This window comes from Gaetbulibacter sp. S0825 (assembly GCF_011777505.1).
Classification (GTDB): domain Bacteria; phylum Bacteroidota; class Bacteroidia; order Flavobacteriales; family Flavobacteriaceae; genus Pontimicrobium.
The window spans coordinates 407,040-428,708 of sequence record NZ_JAATJT010000002.1; the positions used below are offsets into that span (position 1 = coordinate 407,040).

The following is a 21,669-nucleotide window of genomic DNA, read 5'->3' on the forward strand; positions in this document are numbered from 1 at the left end:
ATGCTAAAAAAATTCCAAAACCATATAAACGAACAGCTTCCTTTCCTTAAAGAAAACAAACTTCTTATTGCAATTTCTGGAGGAGTGGATAGCGTAGTTTTAGCATATGTATGCAAGAAAATGGGTTTGAATATTTCTTTAGCTCATTGTAATTTTAACCTTAGAGGTATTGAAAGTGATGCAGATGAAGATTTTGTGTTGCAGTTAGCTGAAGATTGGGAATTAGAAGTATTTATTGAAAATTTTGACACAAAAAAATTTGCTGCTGATGAGAAAATAAGTATGCAAATGGCTGCCAGAACATTGCGTTATTACTGGTTTGAAGAACTAAAAGCACAATTAAAATTCAACTATATTTTAACAGCGCATCATGCTGATGATAATTTTGAAACCTTCTTGATTAATTTATCCAGAGGTACTGGTTTAGATGGTTTGTTAGGAATTCCAAAGGTTAATGGTGCTATTGTGAGACCTTTGTTGCCATTTACTAGAGACGATGTAGAAAAGTTTGCTAAAGCGTATAAACTGCAATGGAGAGAGGACAGTAGCAATTCATCAACCAAATATTTGCGAAATAAATTGCGTCATGATGTGATTCCTATTTTAAAAGGAATCAATCCGCAGCTATTACAAAACTTCGAGAAAACTCAACAATACTTAAATGATGCAAAATCAATCGTTAATGACAAAGTGGATGAGGTTGCACAAAATATTGTAAGTAAGACCAAGAACAATGGTGTGGCTTTTAATATCAATGAAATACAACAATTAAATAATCCAAAAGCCTATTTGTATGAATTATTAAATGGTTATGGTTTTACACAATGGCAAGACATATTGGAATTGTTAATTGCGCAATCTGGGAAACAAGTGTTTTCAAACACACATCGTTTATTGAAAGATAGGGAGTATTTAATATTATCTGAAATAACAAATTTGCCTAACGAATCAATTAAAATCACCTATTCTCAAAACGTTGTTTTAACACCTTTCGGGAAGTTGTCAATTTCTAAAGTTGCTAGTAAAGATGAAGCTTCAAAAAGCACAGTGTATTTCGACTTGTCAAGTTTAAGTTTCCCATTAACTCTCAGGAAATGGGAGCAAGGTGATGCTTTTTATCCTTCAGGAATGACAGGAAAAAAGAAGGTGAGTAAATACTTTAAAGACGAGAAATTTTCTTTATTAGATAAGGAAAACACGTGGTTGCTATGCTCAGGTAATGATATTATTTGGATTGTTGGTCATAGAGCAGACAACAGATTTAAAGTCACAGACAATACTACGCAAATATTAAAGATAACCATACAATAAAATGCCAATAGTAGAATCGGCGTATAAGCCACCTTTTTTATTTAGAAATGGTTTTGTTTCTACTGTGTATTCAGGACTGGCTAGAAGAGTAAATGGTTTAATTCAAGAACGAGAGCGTATTACGCTTAGTGATAATGATTTTTTAGACTTAGATTGGAGTTATACTAAAGACACGACTAACAAAGTAATTGTGATGTTGCATGGCCTTGAAGGGAATGGACAGCGACCTTATATGACTGGAGTTGCAAAACTATTTAATACTCATGGTGTAGATGCCGTTTGTGTAAATTTTCGTGGTTGTAGTGGCGAGCCTAATTTAAAATATCGAAGCTATCACTCAGGAGCTACCGAAGATTTGGTTGATATTATTAATCATTTAATTGATTCAAAGCATTATTCCGAGATATACTTCCATGGTATTAGCTTAGGAGCAAATATGGTGTTGAAGTATATTGGTGAACGAAGAGATGTGCCAACTCAAATTAAAGGTGTTGTTGCAGTTTCTGTACCTTGCGATTTGCATGGTTCTTGTAAAGAACTGCATACATTTAAAAATAGATTATATCATAATAATTTTAAAAAGTATTTAGTTAATCGATTAAAGATAAAACAAACTCAACATACAGATAGACTGAGTGTTAAGGAAATAAACTCAATTAATACTTTAATAGATTTTGATAATATTTATACATCAAGAGCACATGGTTTTAAGGATGCGTTAGATTATTATACGCAGTGCAGTAGTTTACAATTTTTACCAAATATTAAAATACCTACATTAATTATAAATGCATTGAATGATTCTTTTTTATCTCCTGAATGCTATCCAGTAAAAGAAGCAAAAGCAAATAGTTATTTACATTTAGAAATGCCAAATCATGGAGGTCATGTTGGTTTTATTCAGTTAAAGAGCTATTACTACAATGAAAAAAGAGCACTTGAGTTTTTTGGAATAAATCAAGACTAATCAAGTTACAGAAGTATATAAAAAAGCGAATCCCATAGTGACCATACTATAGGATTCTTTTTTGTGTAATACCTAAACAACTACAAGTAGCTATTTAAGTGGCTGCAAATATAGGCTAATAAACTAAGCAAGCACTATACTATTTTACATTAAATTGAATAATGTTGTATCTCAATATTTTATATATTTATACAAAATCAACCAATTATGAAGAAAATATTTGTTTTGCTATTCTGTTTTGTAGCATCCTTAGGAATGAATGCACAAAATATTATTGGCGCTTGGGAAGGTTACCACACTTCTGAAACTGGAGGAAAATTGAAAAGTGTAGTTATAATTGCTGATGGCTATCAAGTAGTATCAACATATGATGCAAAAACAGGTAAATTTGTTCAAACTAACGGAGGAACTTGGAAATTAGAGGGAAATACGATGACAGAAAAAGTTGAGTTTGACACTGTAACTCCTGAGCGTGTTGGAACTGAAGTAAGTTTTGAAGTTAAAATTACCGATACAACAATGGAAATTGTTGGGAGTAGTATGAAATTAACTAGAATTGACGATGGGACACCAGGAAAACTGCAAGGAGCTTGGTTAATGTCTGGTCGTGTTAGAGATGGGAAAGAGCAATCACGTGATATTACTAGACCTAGAAAAACCATGAAAATGCTATCTGGAACGCGTTTTCAATGGATTGCCTATAATACCGAAACAAAACAATTTATGGGAACAGGAGGTGGAACTTACACTACCGTAGATGGTAAATACACCGAAAATATTGAGTTCTTTTCAAGAGATGATTCAAGAGTTGGTGCAAGCTTAGAATTTGATTTTAATTTTGCTGATGGAAACTGGCATCACAAAGGATTTTCAAGTAAAGGCGACCCAATGCATGAGATTTGGACAGTGAGACAATAATTTTTTTATAATTTTTCTTACATTTAAGCAAACCAATCATGTATGCTTAAAAAAGTATTTGCTAGTGCTGTTTTTGGAGTCGAAGCCTCTACAATTACCGTAGAAGTTAATGTAGATAAAGGCATAGGGTATCATTTAGTTGGATTACCAGATAACGCTATAAAAGAAAGTAATTATCGTATTGCTGCGGCTTTACAGAATAACGACTATAAAATTCCCGGAAAGAAAATTACCATCAACATGGCACCAGCCGATTTACGTAAAGAAGGTTCTGCTTACGATTTAACCTTGGCTATTGGTATTCTTGCGGCATCTTCTCAAATAAATGCTGAAAACTTAGAAGATTTCCTAATAATGGGTGAGCTGTCATTAGATGGAAGTTTACAACCCATAAAAGGTGCTTTGCCAATCGCTGTTAAGGCGAGAGAAGAGGGTTTTAAGGGATTTATTTTGCCAAGTCAAAACGCTAAAGAGGCGGCTATTGTAGACAATCTAAAAGTCTATGGTGTTGATAATATAAAGCAAGTGATTGATTTCTTTGATAAAGGAGAAGTACTGGAGCAAACAATCATTGATACGCGAGCAGAATTCGCCAAAAACCTAAACTTTCCAGAATTTGATTTTTCAGATGTAAAAGGACAAGAAAGTATCAAACGTTGTATGGAAATTGCAGCAGCTGGTGGACATAACATAATTTTAATTGGACCACCAGGAGCAGGAAAAACCATGTTGGCAAAACGATTGCCGTCTATTTTGCCTCCAATGACTTTACATGAAGCTTTAGAAACGACTAAAATTCATTCGGTGGTTGGTCGTGTTAAAGAACACGCAGGACTCATGGCGCAACGACCTTTTAGGTCGCCTCATCATACAATTTCAAATGTTGCTCTTGTTGGTGGTGGAAGTTATCCGCAACCTGGAGAAATCTCATTATCTCATAACGGTGTGTTGTTTTTAGATGAATTACCAGAGTTTAAACGCGAAGTCTTGGAAGTGATGCGACAACCTTTAGAGGATAGAGAGGTGACAATTTCCAGAGCAAAATTCACGGTTACCTATCCAAGTAGTTTTATGTTGGTGGCGAGCATGAACCCAAGCCCAAGTGGCTATTTTAATGATCCAGATGCACCTGTGACAAGTTCGCCTGCCGAAATGCAGCGCTATCTAAGTAAGATTTCTGGGCCTTTATTAGATCGTATTGATATCCATATTGAAGTGACGCCTGTACCTTTTGAAAAGCTCTCTGAAGAACGTAAAAGCGAATCGTCTGTTGATATTAGAAAACGTGTGACTGCGGCTAGAGAGATACAAACACAACGCTTTAAAGAATCAGATAAAGTGCATTACAATGCGCAAATGAATACCAAACAAATTAGAAAGTATTGCAAGTTAGATGAGGCATCTATGGAATTGCTAAAAGTAGCTATGGAGCGCTTAAATTTATCTGCAAGAGCATATGATAGAATATTAAATAATACTCTATTTTACATATAGTTCATTGAAAGCCTTATAAACATTGACTTTTTTGATTTAATTTTATTATAGTTACTCGAATATTGACTTGTTTTTATTTAATTTTTGTGTTATAAATTTACCTTTGTAATGTGGTTACTCCTTTGTAATCATTTAATTTAAAAACAATATTTTATGAGCAGAATTCAAGAATCTAAACAAGAAACTGAATTAATTCAAATCATTAACAGTGAACAAACTGAAAAACATTTTTATCCAGAAAATAGAAATAAAAATGTAATTAAAACTCTATCTGATATGAAATTTTTTATAAACTATCTTGAAGATATTTATAATCATAAAGACTTGAAATATTCTTCCACAAGGATTATTGACTTTTTGAATCAGAGTGTAGTAAATCTAAAAAATCTAAATTCTTAAATTAAATAAAAAACCTCACTTGAAATATAGTGAGGTTTTTATTAATAAAGTTCTGAAATAGTGTCCAGATGACAAAAATGATTCTTTAAATTTAGGCTTTAAGAACTTAAATATTTATATAATGGGAATTAAGAAAGCAAAGTATATAAGAGTGTCATCATTGGAGCAAAATAGTTCTAGACAAAGAGAAACAGATGAAAAGGTAAAACTTTATGAGGATAAGGTATCAGGTTTAATTCCATTTAGTGAAAGACCATCAGGGAAAAGGTTAATTAAAGATATTCAAGAGGGTAAAATTAATTATGTTATCATCCATTCAGTCGATAGGTTAGGACGTAATGTTGTTGAAATGCAAAAACAATTAAATTGGTTTATTGAGAATGGTGTTCAAATATATGCTGAGAACATTAGAATGGAATTATTAAATGATAATGGTTCTATGAATAGCATTGCAAAAATGATAATTGACTTACTCGGTTCAGTTGCAGGATTGGAAATTGAAGCCATTAAAGAAAGACAAAAACAAGGGATTGAAATTGCAAAGGCTAAAGGCGTTTATAAAGGTCGTAAGGTAGGTGCAACCATGAGTAACACAAAATACTTAGAGCGTCATAAAGATGTCGTAGAACTTCTAAAAGACGGTTTATCACTTAATAAGGTCTCAAAGTATACTAAGAAAGCATTTGTTACTGTAAAGAAAGTACAAACAAGATTGGAGAAAGTAGCTTAATTATTTTTTAAATTTTTCATTCGTTTTTATAATATATGCCATTTCTCTTCCGGGGGCATTAGATTCTTCTATCAATAATTTGACTTTGTTTTTTTTGATTTTGAATATTGTATCTGGTAGTTTTGACCACTGCATCTTTATTATTTTTTCTGCAAATTCTAACGGTAAAAAAACAAAAACTTCTAAATCAGTTAATTCGTAATCTTGTTTATGAAGTTTCATATGATTTTCAAAGTCCAATGTTAAATATTCTAATTCATCTTTGACTTCATTGATTTTAAGTCCAGATTTTGAAATATTCTTAATCCAATGGATTAACCTATTATATCGGATTATATTATCGGAATCATTTCGGAAATCAATTATCTCTTGAAATGGAATATTTGTTTTAGGTGTTGGTATATTCGAAATTACTAGCTTATAGATTTGTTCTTCAACGTTATTTTTACTTTCGATTGAAGTAAAACTATTTGTAATTGGTGTATAAGTCTCATTAAAATTTAACGCACTCATATATGAACTTAAATGTCTTGAAACATTATCAAAGTTAATCCCATCAAGAGACATCCTTATAATATCTTGCGTATCGATTTTACCTTTATTCTGCGGATAATCTTTAACTATGTTTAGTAATTTAAGCTTAACACCTAATGCTTCTTGTTGAGAATCTAAAAGTTTTGACATATTATTAAAGAAATCTTCAACACTTTTAGAAATAATTGGATGTTCCTGTTTGATTGACTCTAAACTAGTGATAATTTCCTTACGGTTAAAACTACTCAACAAATCCTGATCTTCTAAAAAATATATTGTTGATTTTAGTTCATCTATATGAGATTTTAATGCATTATTTCCAACAATATTATTACTGAAATTTAAATTGTTTATATAATTTTTATAAAAATCTATATCATAAACCAAATGTTCAAAAAACAATAAATCTCGCTTTATAGTTTGAATTTTATTATAATTCCAATAAATCAGACCATTTCTTCTCATTTAAGAAATTATTTAAATAACTTATTTATTTCTACAAATGCTTTTTCAAAGTTATCTAAAGTATCTGCTGAAAAGAAATCTTTATCCACACCAAGTTTTACTAATTCGTTTGCGGGTCTGTAATGATTGAAGTTCTTGCCTAGAATATCACTTATCTGCATTATGATTGTAGGTAATTCTGTTTTTAAGTCAGATACCTCAATATCTGTATGTTCTTTAAATGCCGAATTAAAGAGTTTTAAGTAATCTTCCTTGACAAACATATCCTCTAGGTCAGCTTTATTATAACCGTCTAGAAATTCATCGTAAAATCGGATTTTACTCTTGTGTATAATTTTTGAAGAAATCATCTTCTCCATTTTAGCTTTACCTCTTTGGTCGTTGTAGGAATCAAGTAAACAAGCAATTTCTAATTTTGAACCTCTCAATAATGAAATGAATGTTGCAACTTTTTCTAAACCGCCTGTTGGCACGATTGTTATATCACTTCTTAACCCTGTTCTGCTATTGGCTTCAAGTATTCCAGAGATAGCTGTAATTATGATGAGGTCTGATACTCCCTCTACTAGTAGGTTTTTATTTGATATAAAGAGGTTTTGTGCTATATCATAACCTAATGCGGCTTGTAATGGAAAAAGTGTGTTAGGGTCTTTCTCTTGAATGCTATCCGAAATAACAGAACCGTCTTCTGTTTCTAAAACTGTTCTAACTCTTTCGAGTTTATTGGATGGTATTGAGAAAGGCGAATGTGTTGTATATAGAATTTGGTAATTATCTGATAAATCCTCTATAAAATCAAGCATATCTTTTTGTGCTGATGCGTGAAGATTTAATCCAGGTTCATCAAGCAATAAAATGTATTGAGAATTTTTATCTTCTTGGATTTTCTTAAACCAAACTAGGAAAGAAAAGAACCAATTAAAGCCTTTACTTCTGTTTTTTAATGGTAATGATACTCTTGTTCTGTAATTATTTACTCTAATGTATAATACATGTTCTACTATACTTACCTCAATAATTTCTTCTTGATTTCTATTGTTAATTATTGTTCTTTTCTCTTTTTTCTCTACTGGCTCAATTCTAAACTCTATACTTAAATTTTTATTCGTAGACCAATATTTAAAAAGTTCATCACTTATAATTGCTTGAGTTGCTTCCAATTCTGCTAAATGGTCTTCAAAATCAGTAGATTCTAATATATCAGATGAGCTTAAATCTGCTAATTCAAGCAATGCTTTTGCTGTCTTTAACTCTTCGTCATATAATTCTTCTTCCTCTAGTTTTTCAATGACTATTGTTGAGGGTAAAGCGTAGTATTCGTCATAGTATAGAAACTTTGGTAATTTCGGTTTGATTATCTTTGTAGCAATGTATTCAGCTATTGGGTTTTCCCATCCATTCTTATTACCAAAATATGGCTTTAACAGTTCTAGCTTAGATAACATTTTTTCATCCTTATAACCGCTGATTACATTATCCAAATCGGAGCTGTTATTTAGTTCGATCAGTTTATCGCTTAGAGCCTTGCTATATATTCCAAATTCTTTAGTCTTATTTTCTATAAATCTTGATACGTCTACATTTATGGTTTCCCAAGTACTATCATTATCGTATTTAGATGTCACAGAAATATTTTTTGAAAGCATCACACCTTCACCACATTTTTGTTCAATTAGTGACATAACATCTTCATTAACTTCATAAACACAAGTAATCGCTTTGGGTTCTATTCCGCTCTTATCCATAGCCTTTTTTTGTCTTCTTGGATAATCATGGGTTTTGTTAAATTTAAACTTCTTGTCGTTTTGGAAATAGTTTGTTTTAGCAATTGATTCAAGAACAGAAGTTTTACCTGATTCATTCATTCCGACCAATATTGTAACGTCATCTTGAACTTCAAATGATTGGTCATTCTCAAAGCTTTTGTACTTATGTATTGTTACGTTTTTTAATTTCATTATTATATCGATTTTAGATTTAGAACGTCTTACGAAGATACGATTAATCAAGAATAAATTACAATGATTACATAGCTGATTTATAAAATGTTATAAACAAATTAACAGGAAAAGTAGTATGCTGCAATTGTAATATCAAAAGCAAATTTTTTAGAATTTCAAATAAAGTCTTTTGTTTGGCTTCCTACATCTAATATATTATCTTTATGTTGATGCCTTAGAATTAAAAAATAGACTATACGGAGACCCTCTCACCCATATAGCCTATTTAAACACGAGTACTTGCCGATACTCTTTTTTCTCTATGAGTTTGTTGAGATTGCTCTAAAACCTCTGGCAGGATAATTTACATCAACTGCGAAATTTGATTTTGGTAACAGCTTTCCAGAGTTGATGTCTTTCAACATAGTCCTATTGCAATAGCTTTTCATAACGCTATCATCCTCTTTAATCTTTGTTTTAAGCTGTTCTATTTCATCTTCTGTCATATCATCGCTAACAGCAATAACAAATTGTTTTTGTTCTTTAGATAGCCCATATCGTTCTTCTACTTTAGTGCGATAATCTTCCTTACTTAAATCCGCATTAACTAATTTGACTACCATAGATATTTTATCTATTAATGCTTTTGCATTAATGTTTTTTGATTTAAAAATGCTCATTGTATTTGTTTTAGATAAACACAAGCCGAAAAGTCGATTGCCAACTTGTGTTGTTAAATGGCTTAGAGAAGTTATGTCTGACTTTGAATAACCATTTATGTTATTAACCTTTAGCGTACCTTAACGTTAATTGGTTTTTAGTAGGTTTTACAATTGAATTTCATTCATATTGTTATAAACTTTTAATGTGTACTCTAAAGCTTTATAAAGCTTTTGTTGGTTTTTTAAATTTGATTACTCTCAAATTATGTTTTTTAATAAATGCTTCATCCACTTCTTGACTGTATGAGGTGTTTGTATAAAACTTTCCTTGTAGTTTGAATATCATACCTGGTGCATCTTTTTCTTTAAATTTTACAATTTCAAGTTGCTTTCTTATTTTTTTTATACTCATAGCTATTTTATTTCTTCTTTTAATCTTTGAACAAGTGCTTCGGTTTCTTCCTCATCAAGTCCGCTTAACATCTTTTTAATAGATTCTTTTTTTGTAATCACGTAGGGGAGTAGGTTCAAATGTAATTGCATTCTTTTTTCGCCTGATTTTCCAAGTGCCATATCCTCTTGGTACATATCAGAAGTAAAATACTTCTCCAATGCTATGGCAATAGACTTACGAATTAGTACGTCTGCTGGCTTTTTAATATACTTTCGTGGTCTGCCTACAGGTTTTTTATTTTCTGGCTCTTCCATTTGAATTTAAATTTTTAAAATAATGTTAACGTTTTATGCATTATTTCTCTATGAAGTAATGTGGTTTTTATAAAAAAATAATGTTGAAAATATTTGGCTTCCTAGATTGTTTGGAAACATGATTTTTGTAATCATATAGAAATTATTTCTATGGATAGCGTGAGTTTCATAGAAAAAAAATGCAATAAAAGTTTGGCGATTAAAAAATATGGCGCGCACACTCTTTTGTTCACATTAGTGCTTCAAATTATTTTTATTAAGTCTTTTATTATGAAAGGTTTATGTTTATTTTTTTTAATTTAATAAGGAGACCGAAGTATTATTAATAGAGATATCTCTTTAAAACAAGGTATTTAATTCATCATATAGCACTGGTTGAAGAATATCTGGTCTATTTGAATCTACATGGCTATTCATAACATCTTTGGATACAGTATATGATTCAAAATCTTCATTTGTGAATGTAAATAATAATTCCATGATTTGATTCTTGTTTAAAGAACCATCAATCCAATCAGCTTCATTTGATTCATCCAATACCAAAGGCATTCTATATTCATTTAATCTATTTGGCTTATTGTGTATTTCTTTAAAATAGGGATTTGCAAGAGTTGTAATTATACTAGCTGTATATAACCCATCATCTAATTCAGTATAGATGCCTGCAAATGCAAATGCCCCTTTATTTTTATATCGAATATAATGTGGAAATGATTTACCATTTCTTGTATGAGGTTCGAAAAAGCCATCAGCTAATATCAAACATCTATTTTCAAGAGTTGGTTTCTCAAATAATGGTGATTCAAATAACCCTTCAGCTCTTGCATTAAGTGTATTGGTTTTTTTTAAGAATCCTGTTCTTTGATATATGTTATAATCTTCTGGCATCAATCCCCAATAAGCTGGGAAAAAATTATATGGTTCTTCATCTTTAATTATATAGATGAAATCTTTATCAAATCCACTTCTATGATTATATGGCTCATATACACCCATTGAATAATCTGCATGAATCATAAAGCGTTCTTCTAAGGCTTTTTCTTCTTTGGTTAAGGATGTATGGAAACACATTATGAATATATTTTTAATTCTGTTTTTAAGGCTTTGTCTATATGATGTCTAAATGGGGAGTTGCATTCTTTTAGTTTGAATTTTTTGGTAATTGGGTTAAAATCAAATTTCGCATTAATTTGAATAAAACCATTTATTGAATAAGTAAGATATTTGTTTAATCTATACTCGAATGAATCGATAACTTTCTGATGATATTCTTCTTGCTCATAACTGAACTCTTCATGCCACTCTAAAACATTCTCAGTTCTAGTTTCTATTCTTACTATAACCCCCATTATTTTAATTTTTCATAAATGATAGCAATCACTAATATAATAAATAATGCCCATAAAATAGGCTTGCTGTACTTACCGTAAAACATCCACATACGTGGGTCTTTTTTTTTATATCCCTTCATTTCTTATCTTAAGTGAAATAAATATTCATAATGTGTTTTCATAAACCATTAAAAAAGATTCTATGAAATGGACTGTGCCATTAGTAAATAGGTTTTGACTATAAAAAAACAACAACTAAAACAAGTTATTTTTATAAATTAAGATAAAAAGTTGTTAACAGGAATAGGTTTTTTTAAAAAAGGGTATACGAATAAACCACCTGTTATTAGGTAGCTTACCAAATCTAATATTTGAAGTAATAATTCGATATTCAAATATACAATTAATCTATTACAATTTGTAATTATTAGTGTTAAGAATATGAATTTATATTGATTGGTATTCTTGTTTTTTTCTTCTTTTAAGTGTTAGAGATTAATTATTTAATTGTTGCAATTCTGTTATACTTGACCTTTCCTGTATTAATATCAATTATGTTTTCGATATTAATGCCTAAAGCATTATCAGATATTAAACCAACCTTAATGGAATGGTTTACGGTTTCTTTTAATTTCTCTGCTAATACTTTTAACTCAACTTGCTTATTGGTTTTGCAATATGTAGTGTATAATTCTTTTAATTGAGTATCAATTTTTCTGTTATAAGCGAATTCATCATTAAGTACAAATGATTCAAATTTTAAATTTGTTGCCCCTAGACGCTTTATTCCTAAATTGATAGTTACAATAAGATAAATCAAATCTTTAACTTGTCCTCTGTCATTATTAGTACAAAACATATCTAATGCCTTTGTTTTGATGAGGTTTGGGTAATCTGACATTAATTTTGAAATCTCTTTGTTGAACTTTATGAATAAGAGTTGATTTTGTTTATCAATATTCTCAGAATCATTTTCTGATGTATATGATTTGATAAATTCAATTGCCTTATCTGTTTTACTTAAATCAATGTTTAAGTAATCTTTTGCCTTTTGTTGAGCAATACCTATTTTTTCTAATATGACCTTTACAGAAGCTTCAAGTTTATTCTTGTATGCTTCATTTATCATTAATGGTATTTTCTTTTTAATTTTATTTTCCATGGTGTTTTAATTTATTGTATTAAAAAGGGCAGAATACCAAAGTAAACCGCCCCTAACATTTAAAAAAAGAGTAAAATGTTTTTGTTTATATTATGTAATTTATATTGCTAATTTTATATAATTGCTGACTGAGTTTTCATAGTCTGTATTTTCATTATCATTATAGATTTTTTTAATTTTCTTGTATTCAGCTCTAGTTAACTTATTATTACATCGTTTATTTGATGTTTTATAAGTAGTAATACAATTTCCACAATTTGATAAAATCAATCCTTTTAATCTTCTAACGTATTCCGTTTTGTATTTTAATCCGTTAAATTGTTCAAGCTTTACTTTTAAATATTTCTTTGGATTGACTTCAACCTTATACCTATTTGAATAGTCTGAATGTATATATTCAATATACCCTTTATCAGCTAGTTTCTTAACTGACCTTGATTGGTTAGTTTGAGTGATACCTGTTAAACCTGTAATAAGCTGATTTGGTATATTTTGATAAAAATCTTCAAATGATGAATATCTTACGATTGCTAAATAAATTGCCAAATCATTTATAGTTAAATCACAATCTAAAAATATTTCAATATCAATTTTTTTGTAGAGTTCGTTTTCCTGAAACCAATCTTCTTGTATAAAAATGAATAGGGGAGAATACTCGTATTCTTCTCTAGTTTTGTTTAACTGCTTGTTCATAATGTCTATTTTGACTGTTATCGATTTTGATAATCTCTTTAGCTTTAACTTTATACCTGAATGCTCTTGTGGTTATACCAAGTTTGATACAGGCTTCTTTCATATTATCATATCTTATTCCTTTATGGAAATAATGATGAGTTTGTAATTTGTCCATTGTTACTAAATTAAGTTTCAAAAGTTAATATTTTAATGTACCGGTTAACATTTTAATGTACCGGTAGTTAATATTTTAATATACTGGGTTAACATTTTAATATACCGTTATATATAAATTTTAATAGTAGTTTTTAATTTATAAGTTATAGAAAAAAGAGGCAAAGCTGTGCTTTGCTGATTATTTTTTAATTGTCTTTATGGAATGAATTGAACATCTATTTAACTTCTATCCTCATAGAGCCCAAATGATATTAAACTAATTTTTAAAATAAAGGTTTTAAGAAGTGTTATAAATTTGTGTTAGTATAATATATTGATTTGCTTATAACCATTATTAAAACGGTTAAAAAACGCATTAAGCCAATTTTATAATGCAATTCTTCATTTAACTTTTTATAAAACAATTGTAATCGCAATTTTAGTTTTTTTCTGTTTAATAAAATTGTCGTACACTTCTTTTAAAACCAATGTAGTTTGTTTCATTAAGTGATGATTACTCTTTGCAGGGTCAACAATTTTGTAGTAATCGTTTATAAATACATCAAGAGCAGGAACAACTTTTCTATTTTTTGAATAGACTTTCATTAATGCCAACCCTCGCTCCGATATTCTGTTCTTATTTATTATGTTGTTCATAGCGTTAATTTTTTATTATTTACCTTAATTTTTAGAATGTTCAAAACCACTTATCTATCTATTATACGGAGTTAAGTAGTTGTTGCATCAGCTATCTCTTTATCCATAAGGCTTTTGAGAGATTTGAATGTAAAATTGAACTGTAAATAATGTAAGGGTTAAAACCACTAAAATCAATAAAATATTTTAGTTTTTTATCGAAGTGGAAGTTTTGATTTTTTTACTAATTATTGAAAATAAAAAAGCCACTATATTATTCATAAAGTGGCGAGTTTTAATATTATTTATTGTGCTTATTCGTTTATTTTCTTCATTAATTTTTTCAAATATGTTTTAGGAATAATTGTATAAGCCTTTCCAACATAAACATTTGTAACGAATTGTTTATTGCCATATCGAACTATTTTGACTTCCTTTTTGTTTAATACATGGTCATTCATTACAACTGAAACGTCAACACTTTTTTCTGTTTTAGGTGCTAATTGAACTTCCTCTAATTTTTTAAAGAAGTATAACATTGCTTCTTTATTTTCAAAATTTACGCTTTCTATAGCATCAATATGGTCGTATCTTTCATCTTGAAACATAAATACAACACCATCACTTTCGCCTAATGTTTGAATTACTTGGTCGCCTGATTTGTAAAATGTTTTAATAGGTTTAGAAACAGATATTTCTTGTGAATTAACACTCAATCCATAAAGTAATACCAATGAAATTAAAAATATTTTTTTCATAATAAAAAATTTAGGTTTTACCATAAGGTTCTTTAGGTAGGTTAATTTATTTAATAAAGAAAGAGGGCGTGAACCTCTGACTAACGTTAATACTATACGAGGTATCTGGAAACACCAAGAAGATATTGAACAGCAAAGATAACACGCCCCAAAATGGCGCATTGACTTAACTATTTCCTCTTCTTTAAAATTTTCCAGATTTTCGTATAGAGAAACAATTAGCAACGCTAACTCTTTATGTATTTGATTTTAAGTATTCTTTCTTATAATTATTTATTTATGATTGTAAAAATAAGTTTAATTTGAGAGTATTAATATGATAAATTTTAAAAATCAGGATTAAGACAGAATTAATTTGAATTATTGTGCTTGTCAATTTCATTTTCATCGAAATAAAGTTCGTTACTTATCATCATTTTTAAATTCTCATCATTTATTGGATGTCTTAGAGGTAGCTTCTCATTGATATATCTTTCGCTTTCAGGTTTACGAGCTTCCCAACCAAGTTTAGTGCTATTAGGTTTATGTAGGTCGTAAATGTGCCAACCAAAAACATCAATGAGAACACGATTTCTATAAATTACAATAGATTTTAGTATATCTTTAATTTGTATTTTGAAAACTTCTAAATCCTTATCGAAATGTTTAATTTCATTTTCTAAAGCTGTCTTAAAGCCTTTGATTTCCTCATTAAGCTTATCATTATTTATTTTTACTTTATTCAACCCATCTTTAATAATCGCAATATGGTTATTATATTGTTCATCGGACATTTCATCGTCTAAAATTATTGTTTGAAGTCTGATACGCCTCCTTTTTAATTTCTCTTGCTCCTTATTATTAGCTTTTATCAACGCTTCATTTGATAATATTTTCAATTCTATTTCATCACGATATTGTTTCTCTTTAGTTTTTTTAGCATGTTTTTCAACCGCAAGTCGTACCATTCTAAAAAGCCAAGGACGATTTATTGAGTTCTTACATCTTGTGTCTTTGCAAATAAAAATATCTATTCGTCCTTGAGGAATTACTTTTTGGTGCATTGTATTGTCACACTCTCCACAGGAAATTTTACCTTGAACAATATTTGTATTTACTTTTGTTCTACTACCAAATTTACTTCTGCTATCAATTGAGTTGTTTGCTTTTTGCCATAGATTCTCTGTTACTATTGGCGGTACTGGGAGTGTTAAATTATTATATTTTCTTTCTCCTTTATGAAATGTGTTTCTTACTATTCCACTAAGTGTACCAATTGCGATTTTTCTGTTATATTCAGATTCGATTATAGCAGAGATATTTCTCATGCCTTGTCCTTTAGATGCCAACTCAAAGATTCTTTTTATCATTGGAGCTTGTTCTTCATCTATCACAGGTGTTCCATCTTCTCCTTTTTTATATCCGATTATATTACCTCCAAAAGCAAGGTTCTTTTTTGCATTTGACATTTTACCTGATTTAATTCTAGATGATAGTAGCCTAGATTCATTAGCAGCCATGACACCAAGCATTGAGATTATTAAATCTGATTTAAAATCACGGTTACCGTTTTTGTCTAATGTGGATTCTCCTAAATCTTTGATATGAATATTGATACCTTTAGAACTATATCGTTCAACTACATTTTGAATATCACTGTTTTTTCTTCCCAAACGAGAAATTTCTAATACTAGAATATGCTTAACTTCTTGATTAAGCTCAATGAATTTTTCCATTTGATTAAAACCAATCCTATTATCGGTTTTAGTTTTAGAACCACTTACTTTGTCTTCAAATATTTTAATCAAATCCAAGTTTTTATCTATGGCAAATTTTTCAATATCATCATACTGCCTTTGTAAAGACTGGTCTTGTGTACTTACTCTGAGGTATGCAACTGCTTTCATATTAATTCTATTTTATTGCTAGTCTCGTTCTTTGAATTTTCTTATTAGGTCTAATCAAGTTTTGATTGAGTTCTTTTTTATTATTTCTTATGAATGAATAATAATTGATGGGGATATTATGAATATTAACTAGTGATTGTAAAACTTTTTTAATTTCTGGTTGTCCCATTCTATCGCTGTCATTTTCATTCATTAAATGATAAAAACTAGACCAAAAAACAGAGGACTTATCAAAATTTATTTTATCTGGCGAACCTATTAACGATGTGCAACCTGTTCTTGGTATCAATGTTTTTGCAAACTCAAAATTACTTGCCTTACATGCGGACATAAAAACCCTTTTGTTATTTAAGTATTCACCTATGATTTCTTCAAATTCTGAAAAAAATAAACTTTCAAAGGTGAATCCGATTTGACTATCGTTAGCATGACAAGAGAAATGAAGATATCTAAACTCTGATGCTTCAAATTCAATAATTATTTCTTCCAGTTCTTGTCTAGTTCTGATATAGTAATATTCATTAGGAATATCACATAAGTCAAGAATATCTTTTAAAACTTGCCCATCAAGATTTCCTTTTTTTTCATCTTTAAGCTTTAAAGTTTCAATTATAAAAACTCCATATTTATCTGTGGCATCCATAATTTATTAATTATTTGTATGTATTTTGTGTGATAAATATAATAAAAATAAACTTGAGCTATATGTAGTATAGGGTAATTAAGGTAGCTCGTACCATAGCTGATCTAGAAGGTGTAGAAAAGATTAATGGCAATCATATTAGTGAAGCTATTCAATACCGAAGTTTAGATAGAGAAGGTTGGTTAGGTTAAAATGACTTTATAAAATTAAAATAATCTCTAATGATTAGAAACTGGTTTAAAAACATTGGTCCAGGACCATTAGTGGCAGCTGCCTTTATTGGTCCAGGAACGGTGACTTTATGTACTGTAGCTGGAGTTAATTTTGGCTATGCCTTACTTTGGGCTATGGTACTGTCTATAGTTGCGACTATAGTTTTACAGGAAATGTCCGCGCGTTTGGGTATTATTTCTCAAAAAGGTCCTGCTGAGATTATTAGAACGGAAATTAAAAGCCCATTAATCAAAGGATTTTCTATTTTATTAATCTTATCAGCCATCGTTATTGGTAATGCCGCTTATGAAGCTGGGAATATTAGTGGTGGTGTTTTAGGGCTCGAAGCTGTTTTGGGCCATCACTCGGTAGATATTGGCTCATTTTCTTTAAACTATTTTAGCGTTGCTATTGGTTTAGTGGCCTTTATACTCTTGTATATTGGTAATTACAAGATTTTAGAAAAAGCACTCGTGTCATTAGTTATATTGATGAGTATTGCGTTTATCGTAACGGCTATTATGACGAAGCCAAATCTAACCGAGGTGTTTAAAGGTGTCTTTGTTCCTAAATTCCCAGATCATAGTATCTTAATCGTTATTGGGTTGATTGGGACAACTGTAGTGCCATATAATCTCTTTTTGCATGCGTCTTTGGTAAAAGAAAAATGGAAAAGCAATACGGATTTAAAACACGCTCGAAAAGACACTATTGTTGCAGTGGTTTTAGGAGGTGTAGTATCCATGTGCATCATTATATCTGCAGCAGCTATTCAATCAAGTGAAATTAGTAATGCTGCAGACTTAGCAAAAGGCTTAGAGCCACTTTTTGGAAGTTTCTCTAAATATTTTCTAGCAATAGGATTATTTGCAGCAGGTATTACAAGTGCTATCACAGCACCATTGGCAGCAGCTTTTGTAGCCACAGGTTGTTTGGGTTTGTCTACTAACATGAGGTCTAAAAAATTTAGAGGTGTATGGATGTTTATTTTGGTAGTTGGTGTGTTATCGTCGTCATCTGGAATTAAATCGATAGAAATTATAAAATTTGCTCAAGTTGCTAATGGTATTCTATTACCAGTAATAGCAGGGTTTCTTATATGGATTATGAATAAACATTCTGTTTTAGGTGATTATAAAAACACGATGAGACAAAATGTAATAAGTGTTGTTATTCTCGCAATCACTATTTTTCTGGGAGCTAAAAGCATATTAAAAGTTTTTGAATTACTATAAATGCATAACATTTCAATAGATATAAACGCTGATATTGGTGAAGGCGTAGGTAACGAAGCAGATTTAATGCCGCTACTTTCTTCTTGTAACATAGCTTGTGGTGGACATGCTGGAGATTATGAATCAATGAGAATATGTGTTGAATTAGCTAAACAACATCGTGTTAAAATTGGTGCGCATCCCTCGCTTCCTGATAAAGATAACTTTGGAAGACAGATTGTAGATATGTCTTGCGCGGCTTTATATCAAACAGTTAAAAATCAGATTAAATCCTTGATGAATATTGTAAGAGAAGAACATGCAGCCTTGCACCATATAAAGCCTCATGGCGCACTATATAATTTAGCTGCAAAAGATAGAACTACCGCTGAGGTTGTTGTTGAAGTTATGAAAAGCATTCATTTGCCATTAAAGCTTTATGTGCCTTATGGGTCAGTGATTTCGGAAGTAGCGATTAAAGAGGGTGTTCCTATTGTATATGAAGTGTTTGCTGATAGAAATTATAATGATGACTTATCACTCGTTTCAAGAACTAAGGAGAAGGCTGTGATTCATGATGCGGATAAAATGACACTTCATGTTCAAAATATGATTTTATATAAAAAGGTAACAGCTGTAAACGGAGTAGAGGTGCCAATTAAAGCAGATACTATTTGCATTCATGGAGATAATCCAGAAGTCTTAAAATTGATAAAAAAACTACGACAAAATTTAATAGATTCTGGAGTTAAAATTCAATAATGTTTTGAATGAATTTGAATTAAAATATAAACCTTTTGGAGAGCGATCAATTTTAATTGAATGGCCTCAAATAATATCAGAAAACATTCTTGAAAGTGTACTTTCTTATAAGCAGAAATTGGAAAATTATATATTTAAAGAAAAAGTTTATATAAAATCAGCATATAACTCGATATTAATAACTTATAATTTCACTATAAATAATTTCTATGATGAAGTTTTAATACTTAAACATGTGCTTTTAGCCGATTCAGACACTCAAAAAAGCAGTTATAAATTGTGGAGAATTCCTGTATGTTATGATCTTGATTTTGGAATAGATTTAGAAGAAATTTCTAAAAAAAACACCATTGAAATTTCTGAGATTATTCGACTTCATTCTAGCACTATTTATCGCATTTATTTTCTGGGGTTTTTGCCTGGATTTTTATATTTAGGTGGATTAGATAACCGACTCCATTTCTCAAGAAAGAATACACCTAGATTAAAAGTTAATAAAGGTTCAGTTGCCATTGGAGGCTCTCAAACAGGAATTTATCCAACTGAAAGCCCTGGTGGCTGGAATATTATAGGTAAAACACCCATCGATTTTTTTAATGTACACGATGAAAACCCATGTTTTGCTCAATCTGGTGATAAAATTCAGTTTATTTCTGTTACAAAAATGGAATGTGAGCAAATTTCAAAAAGTATCGAATCTAAAGCGTATGTAATGGAAAGCGAGGTATTTGATGGTTAGGGTTTTACATCCTGGATTTTACACGAGCATTCAAGATTTGGGCAGAAAAGACTACCAGCACCTTGGAGTGCCAATTTCTGGTGCGATGGATTTGGAGGCCGCTAAAATAGCGAATGCCATTCTTGGCAACAATGAACATTGCGCAGTTCTTGAAATGACAATGGTAGGGCCAAAGCTGGAATTTACTTGTAATTCTGCTGTTTCTGTTACAGGAGCAAATTTATCCCCAACCCTTAATGGCGTTAGGATAAATAATTATTTAGCAATCAATGTAAATAAAGGGGATGTTATAGAATTTGGTAGTTTAAAAAAGGGGTTTCGTTCATATCTAGCTGTTTCTGGTGGATTTCAAACAGCTTTTGTTCTTAATAGTAGAAGTATGTATAAAGGTGTAACTCAAACCCCTCTATTGCAAAAGGGCGATATGCTTGCAATTGAGTCAAAAAACTATGTAAGTAATAAAAATGCATCTATCAAACCTAATACGGATTACATAGAGAATCATATAATTCAAGTATATAAAGGCCCAGAATTTTATAAATTAAATGCGATTCAAATCAGTAGTTTGTTTGATAAAGATTTTACCATCGCAAAAGAGAACAACCGGATGGCTTATCAATTAAATGAATTGATTGAGAATAATTTAAAAGATATTATTACTTCTTTGGTTTTGCCAGGAACGGTTCAGTTAACTCCATCTGGGAAGTTAATAGTTTTAATGAGAGATTGTCAAACAACAGGTGGCTACCCAAGAATTTTGCAACTCTCGGTAGTTTCAATTAATAACTTAGCCCAAAAATTTACTGGAAATAAAATAAAATTCAGATTGATAAGTTAAAAGAAGCTTTTAAAAGTGAGGTTTTTCTTCTTTTTGTGATATGTTTTCAATAACTTAGACGTATAAAAGTTTATTCAAAATGAATAAATTATTGACGTCAATTGACTATTAACTAACATTAAAAATTATTTGATTATGGCAAAAATTAAGGGATTAATCTCACCTAAAGAAGCGAAACAACTTAATGATGCATTTACTGAACGATGCGAATTAATTAGTAAAGAGATAACTAAACGACCAGATAATAGATCGTCATGGTTTTCGTTAGAAGATATTAAAGCATATCTAGAATATGCTGAAAAACAAGCTAGGGAAAATGGTCATGAAATGAATGGCATCCGTATTTATTGTGGAGCCTATTCAACCACAGAAGTAGGTGTTGGTTATTCAACATCTTTTATTGTGCCAACTGCAAGAACCATAGATGGAAAAGATGGTGGAGGAGGTAATGGTGATATTCCTGATGGAGATGGGTTGAATTTTGGAAATAATGGTTGGCCACCAAATGCCAATTATCCTCAGCAATAG

The 21,669-nt window shown here is 30.3% G+C and carries 23 protein-coding genes and 2 pseudogenes; 12 read left to right on the forward strand and 13 right to left on the reverse strand.

Going from position 1 to position 21,669, the window contains the following annotated elements; genetic code table 11:
- The 6 genes and pseudogenes from tilS to HB672_RS09545 all read left to right on the forward strand — a co-directional run bounded on the left by tilS (position 1) and on the right by HB672_RS09545 (position 5,819).
- Positions 1-1,311, forward strand: coding sequence for a tRNA lysidine(34) synthetase TilS (gene tilS, locus HB672_RS09520; RefSeq protein WP_167611532.1), 1,311 nt, complete (start codon positions 1-3; stop codon positions 1,309-1,311).
- A gap of 1 nt (position 1,312) precedes the next feature.
- Positions 1,313-2,278, forward strand: a complete 966-nt coding sequence (locus HB672_RS09525; protein ID WP_167611535.1) for an alpha/beta fold hydrolase — start codon at positions 1,313-1,315, stop codon at positions 2,276-2,278.
- A 207-nt stretch (positions 2,279-2,485) separates the two neighbouring features.
- Positions 2,486-3,196: a membrane or secreted protein gene (locus tag HB672_RS09530; protein ID WP_167611538.1), complete on the forward strand. Its 711-nt coding sequence runs from the start codon at positions 2,486-2,488 to the stop codon at positions 3,194-3,196.
- A gap of 42 nt (positions 3,197-3,238) precedes the next feature.
- Positions 3,239-4,666: pseudogene (locus HB672_RS09535) on the forward strand (YifB family Mg chelatase-like AAA ATPase); the annotation flags it as partial.
- 177 nt (positions 4,667-4,843) lie between these two features.
- Entirely contained in the window at positions 4,844-5,089 is a 246-nt protein-coding gene (locus HB672_RS09540) for a hypothetical protein (protein WP_167611541.1), read from the forward strand.
- Between the two features lie 121 nt (positions 5,090-5,210).
- The gene (locus HB672_RS09545) at positions 5,211-5,819 is read left to right on the forward strand and encodes a recombinase family protein (protein WP_167611544.1); all 609 of its coding nucleotides are present in this window, start codon (positions 5,211-5,213) and stop codon (positions 5,817-5,819) included.
- On the opposite strand, the gene HB672_RS09550 is transcribed toward HB672_RS09545, so the two are convergent.
- From HB672_RS09550 to HB672_RS09610, 13 genes are all read right to left on the reverse strand, one after another.
- Positions 5,820-6,818, reverse strand: a complete 999-nt coding sequence (locus HB672_RS09550; protein WP_167611547.1) for a hypothetical protein — start codon at positions 6,816-6,818, stop codon at positions 5,820-5,822.
- 8 nt (positions 6,819-6,826) lie between these two features.
- The gene (locus HB672_RS09555) at positions 6,827-8,776 is read right to left on the reverse strand and encodes an AAA family ATPase (RefSeq protein ID WP_208864203.1); all 1,950 of its coding nucleotides are present in this window, start codon (positions 8,774-8,776) and stop codon (positions 6,827-6,829) included.
- Between the two features lie 302 nt (positions 8,777-9,078).
- Positions 9,079-9,438, reverse strand: a complete 360-nt coding sequence (locus tag HB672_RS09560; RefSeq protein ID WP_167611550.1) for a hypothetical protein — start codon at positions 9,436-9,438, stop codon at positions 9,079-9,081.
- Between the two features lie 202 nt (positions 9,439-9,640).
- Complete coding sequence (locus HB672_RS09565; protein WP_167611553.1) at positions 9,641-9,832, reverse strand: hypothetical protein; 192 nt, start codon at positions 9,830-9,832, stop codon at positions 9,641-9,643.
- Positions 9,833-9,834: 2 nt separating this feature from the next.
- Entirely contained in the window at positions 9,835-10,128 is a 294-nt protein-coding gene (locus HB672_RS09570) for a hypothetical protein (protein WP_167611556.1), read from the reverse strand.
- Between the two features lie 339 nt (positions 10,129-10,467).
- Entirely contained in the window at positions 10,468-11,199 is a 732-nt protein-coding gene (locus HB672_RS09575; protein WP_167611559.1) for an SOS response-associated peptidase, read from the reverse strand.
- A complete protein-coding gene (locus tag HB672_RS09580; protein WP_167611562.1) occupies positions 11,199-11,477 on the reverse strand; it encodes a hypothetical protein in 279 nt (92 codons plus the stop codon). Before HB672_RS09580 ends, HB672_RS09575 begins: the two co-directional genes overlap by 1 nt.
- A gap of 481 nt (positions 11,478-11,958) precedes the next feature.
- Entirely contained in the window at positions 11,959-12,621 is a 663-nt protein-coding gene (locus HB672_RS09585; RefSeq protein WP_167611565.1) for a hypothetical protein, read from the reverse strand.
- A gap of 99 nt (positions 12,622-12,720) precedes the next feature.
- Positions 12,721-13,314, reverse strand: a complete 594-nt coding sequence (locus HB672_RS09590; protein WP_167611568.1) for a hypothetical protein — start codon at positions 13,312-13,314, stop codon at positions 12,721-12,723.
- A 552-nt stretch (positions 13,315-13,866) separates the two neighbouring features.
- Positions 13,867-14,109: a hypothetical protein gene (locus HB672_RS09595; protein ID WP_167611571.1), complete on the reverse strand. Its 243-nt coding sequence runs from the start codon at positions 14,107-14,109 to the stop codon at positions 13,867-13,869.
- A gap of 293 nt (positions 14,110-14,402) precedes the next feature.
- Positions 14,403-14,846: a hypothetical protein gene (locus HB672_RS09600; RefSeq protein ID WP_167611574.1), complete on the reverse strand. Its 444-nt coding sequence runs from the start codon at positions 14,844-14,846 to the stop codon at positions 14,403-14,405.
- Positions 14,847-15,196: 350 nt separating this feature from the next.
- On the reverse strand, positions 15,197-16,732 hold the full coding sequence (locus HB672_RS09605) for a recombinase family protein (protein WP_167611577.1): 1,536 nt from the start codon (positions 16,730-16,732) through the stop codon (positions 15,197-15,199).
- Between the two features lie 7 nt (positions 16,733-16,739).
- Positions 16,740-17,375 carry a hypothetical protein gene (locus tag HB672_RS09610; protein ID WP_167611580.1) on the reverse strand — a complete coding sequence of 212 codons (636 nt, stop codon included), beginning with the start codon at positions 17,373-17,375 and terminating at the stop codon, positions 16,740-16,742.
- 38 nt (positions 17,376-17,413) lie between these two features.
- Between HB672_RS09610 and HB672_RS09615 the strand changes: the two are divergent.
- From HB672_RS09615 to HB672_RS09640, 6 genes and pseudogenes are all read left to right on the forward strand, one after another.
- Positions 17,414-17,566 (forward strand): annotated as a pseudogene (locus HB672_RS09615) (hypothetical protein); the annotation flags it as partial.
- A gap of 30 nt (positions 17,567-17,596) precedes the next feature.
- Positions 17,597-18,823: an Nramp family divalent metal transporter gene (locus HB672_RS09620; protein ID WP_167611583.1), complete on the forward strand. Its 1,227-nt coding sequence runs from the start codon at positions 17,597-17,599 to the stop codon at positions 18,821-18,823.
- Positions 18,824-19,564, forward strand: coding sequence for a 5-oxoprolinase subunit PxpA (gene pxpA / locus HB672_RS09625; RefSeq protein ID WP_167611586.1), 741 nt, complete (start codon positions 18,824-18,826; stop codon positions 19,562-19,564). It begins immediately after the preceding gene.
- Positions 19,565-19,568: 4 nt separating this feature from the next.
- The gene (pxpB, locus tag HB672_RS09630; RefSeq protein ID WP_167611591.1) at positions 19,569-20,303 is read left to right on the forward strand and encodes a 5-oxoprolinase subunit PxpB; all 735 of its coding nucleotides are present in this window, start codon (positions 19,569-19,571) and stop codon (positions 20,301-20,303) included.
- Entirely contained in the window at positions 20,296-21,141 is an 846-nt protein-coding gene (locus HB672_RS09635) for a biotin-dependent carboxyltransferase family protein (RefSeq protein ID WP_167611594.1), read from the forward strand. The genes pxpB and HB672_RS09635 overlap by 8 nt, the downstream gene beginning before the upstream one ends.
- Positions 21,142-21,276: 135 nt before the next feature.
- Positions 21,277-21,669, forward strand: coding sequence for a hypothetical protein (locus HB672_RS09640; protein ID WP_167611597.1), 393 nt, complete (start codon positions 21,277-21,279; stop codon positions 21,667-21,669).

Excerpts from the sequence above, each read along its gene's own strand:
- HB672_RS09620 (WP_167611583.1), top strand. The coding sequence starts at position 17,597 with ATGATTAGAAACTGGTTTAAAAACATTGGTCCAGGACCATTAGTGGCA.
- HB672_RS09530 (WP_167611538.1), top strand. The coding sequence starts at position 2,486 with ATGAAGAAAATATTTGTTTTGCTATTCTGTTTTGTAGCATCCTTAGGA.
- HB672_RS09595 (WP_167611571.1), bottom strand. The coding sequence starts at position 14,109 with ATGAACAACATAATAAATAAGAACAGAATATCGGAGCGAGGGTTGGCA.
- HB672_RS09540 (WP_167611541.1), top strand. The coding sequence starts at position 4,844 with ATGAGCAGAATTCAAGAATCTAAACAAGAAACTGAATTAATTCAAATC.
- HB672_RS09590 (WP_167611568.1), bottom strand. The coding sequence starts at position 13,314 with ATGAACAAGCAGTTAAACAAAACTAGAGAAGAATACGAGTATTCTCCC.
- pxpA (WP_167611586.1), top strand. The coding sequence starts at position 18,824 with ATGCATAACATTTCAATAGATATAAACGCTGATATTGGTGAAGGCGTA.
- HB672_RS09640 (WP_167611597.1), top strand. The coding sequence starts at position 21,277 with ATGGCAAAAATTAAGGGATTAATCTCACCTAAAGAAGCGAAACAACTT.
- HB672_RS09550 (WP_167611547.1), bottom strand. The coding sequence starts at position 6,818 with ATGAGAAGAAATGGTCTGATTTATTGGAATTATAATAAAATTCAAACT.
- HB672_RS09525 (WP_167611535.1), top strand. The coding sequence starts at position 1,313 with ATGCCAATAGTAGAATCGGCGTATAAGCCACCTTTTTTATTTAGAAAT.
- HB672_RS09605 (WP_167611577.1), bottom strand. The coding sequence starts at position 16,732 with ATGAAAGCAGTTGCATACCTCAGAGTAAGTACACAAGACCAGTCTTTA.
- tilS (WP_167611532.1), top strand. The coding sequence starts at position 1 with ATGCTAAAAAAATTCCAAAACCATATAAACGAACAGCTTCCTTTCCTT.
- HB672_RS09580 (WP_167611562.1), bottom strand. The coding sequence starts at position 11,477 with ATGGGGGTTATAGTAAGAATAGAAACTAGAACTGAGAATGTTTTAGAG.
- HB672_RS09560 (WP_167611550.1), bottom strand. The coding sequence starts at position 9,438 with ATGAGCATTTTTAAATCAAAAAACATTAATGCAAAAGCATTAATAGAT.
- HB672_RS09545 (WP_167611544.1), top strand. The coding sequence starts at position 5,211 with ATGGGAATTAAGAAAGCAAAGTATATAAGAGTGTCATCATTGGAGCAA.
- HB672_RS09600 (WP_167611574.1), bottom strand. The coding sequence starts at position 14,846 with ATGAAAAAAATATTTTTAATTTCATTGGTATTACTTTATGGATTGAGT.
- HB672_RS09555 (WP_208864203.1), bottom strand. The coding sequence starts at position 8,776 with ATGAAATTAAAAAACGTAACAATACATAAGTACAAAAGCTTTGAGAAT.
- HB672_RS09570 (WP_167611556.1), bottom strand. The coding sequence starts at position 10,128 with ATGGAAGAGCCAGAAAATAAAAAACCTGTAGGCAGACCACGAAAGTAT.
- HB672_RS09610 (WP_167611580.1), bottom strand. The coding sequence starts at position 17,375 with ATGGATGCCACAGATAAATATGGAGTTTTTATAATTGAAACTTTAAAG.
- HB672_RS09585 (WP_167611565.1), bottom strand. The coding sequence starts at position 12,621 with ATGGAAAATAAAATTAAAAAGAAAATACCATTAATGATAAATGAAGCA.
- HB672_RS09565 (WP_167611553.1), bottom strand. The coding sequence starts at position 9,832 with ATGAGTATAAAAAAAATAAGAAAGCAACTTGAAATTGTAAAATTTAAA.
- HB672_RS09575 (WP_167611559.1), bottom strand. The coding sequence starts at position 11,199 with ATGTGTTTCCATACATCCTTAACCAAAGAAGAAAAAGCCTTAGAAGAA.
- HB672_RS09635 (WP_167611594.1), top strand. The coding sequence starts at position 20,296 with ATGGTTAGGGTTTTACATCCTGGATTTTACACGAGCATTCAAGATTTG.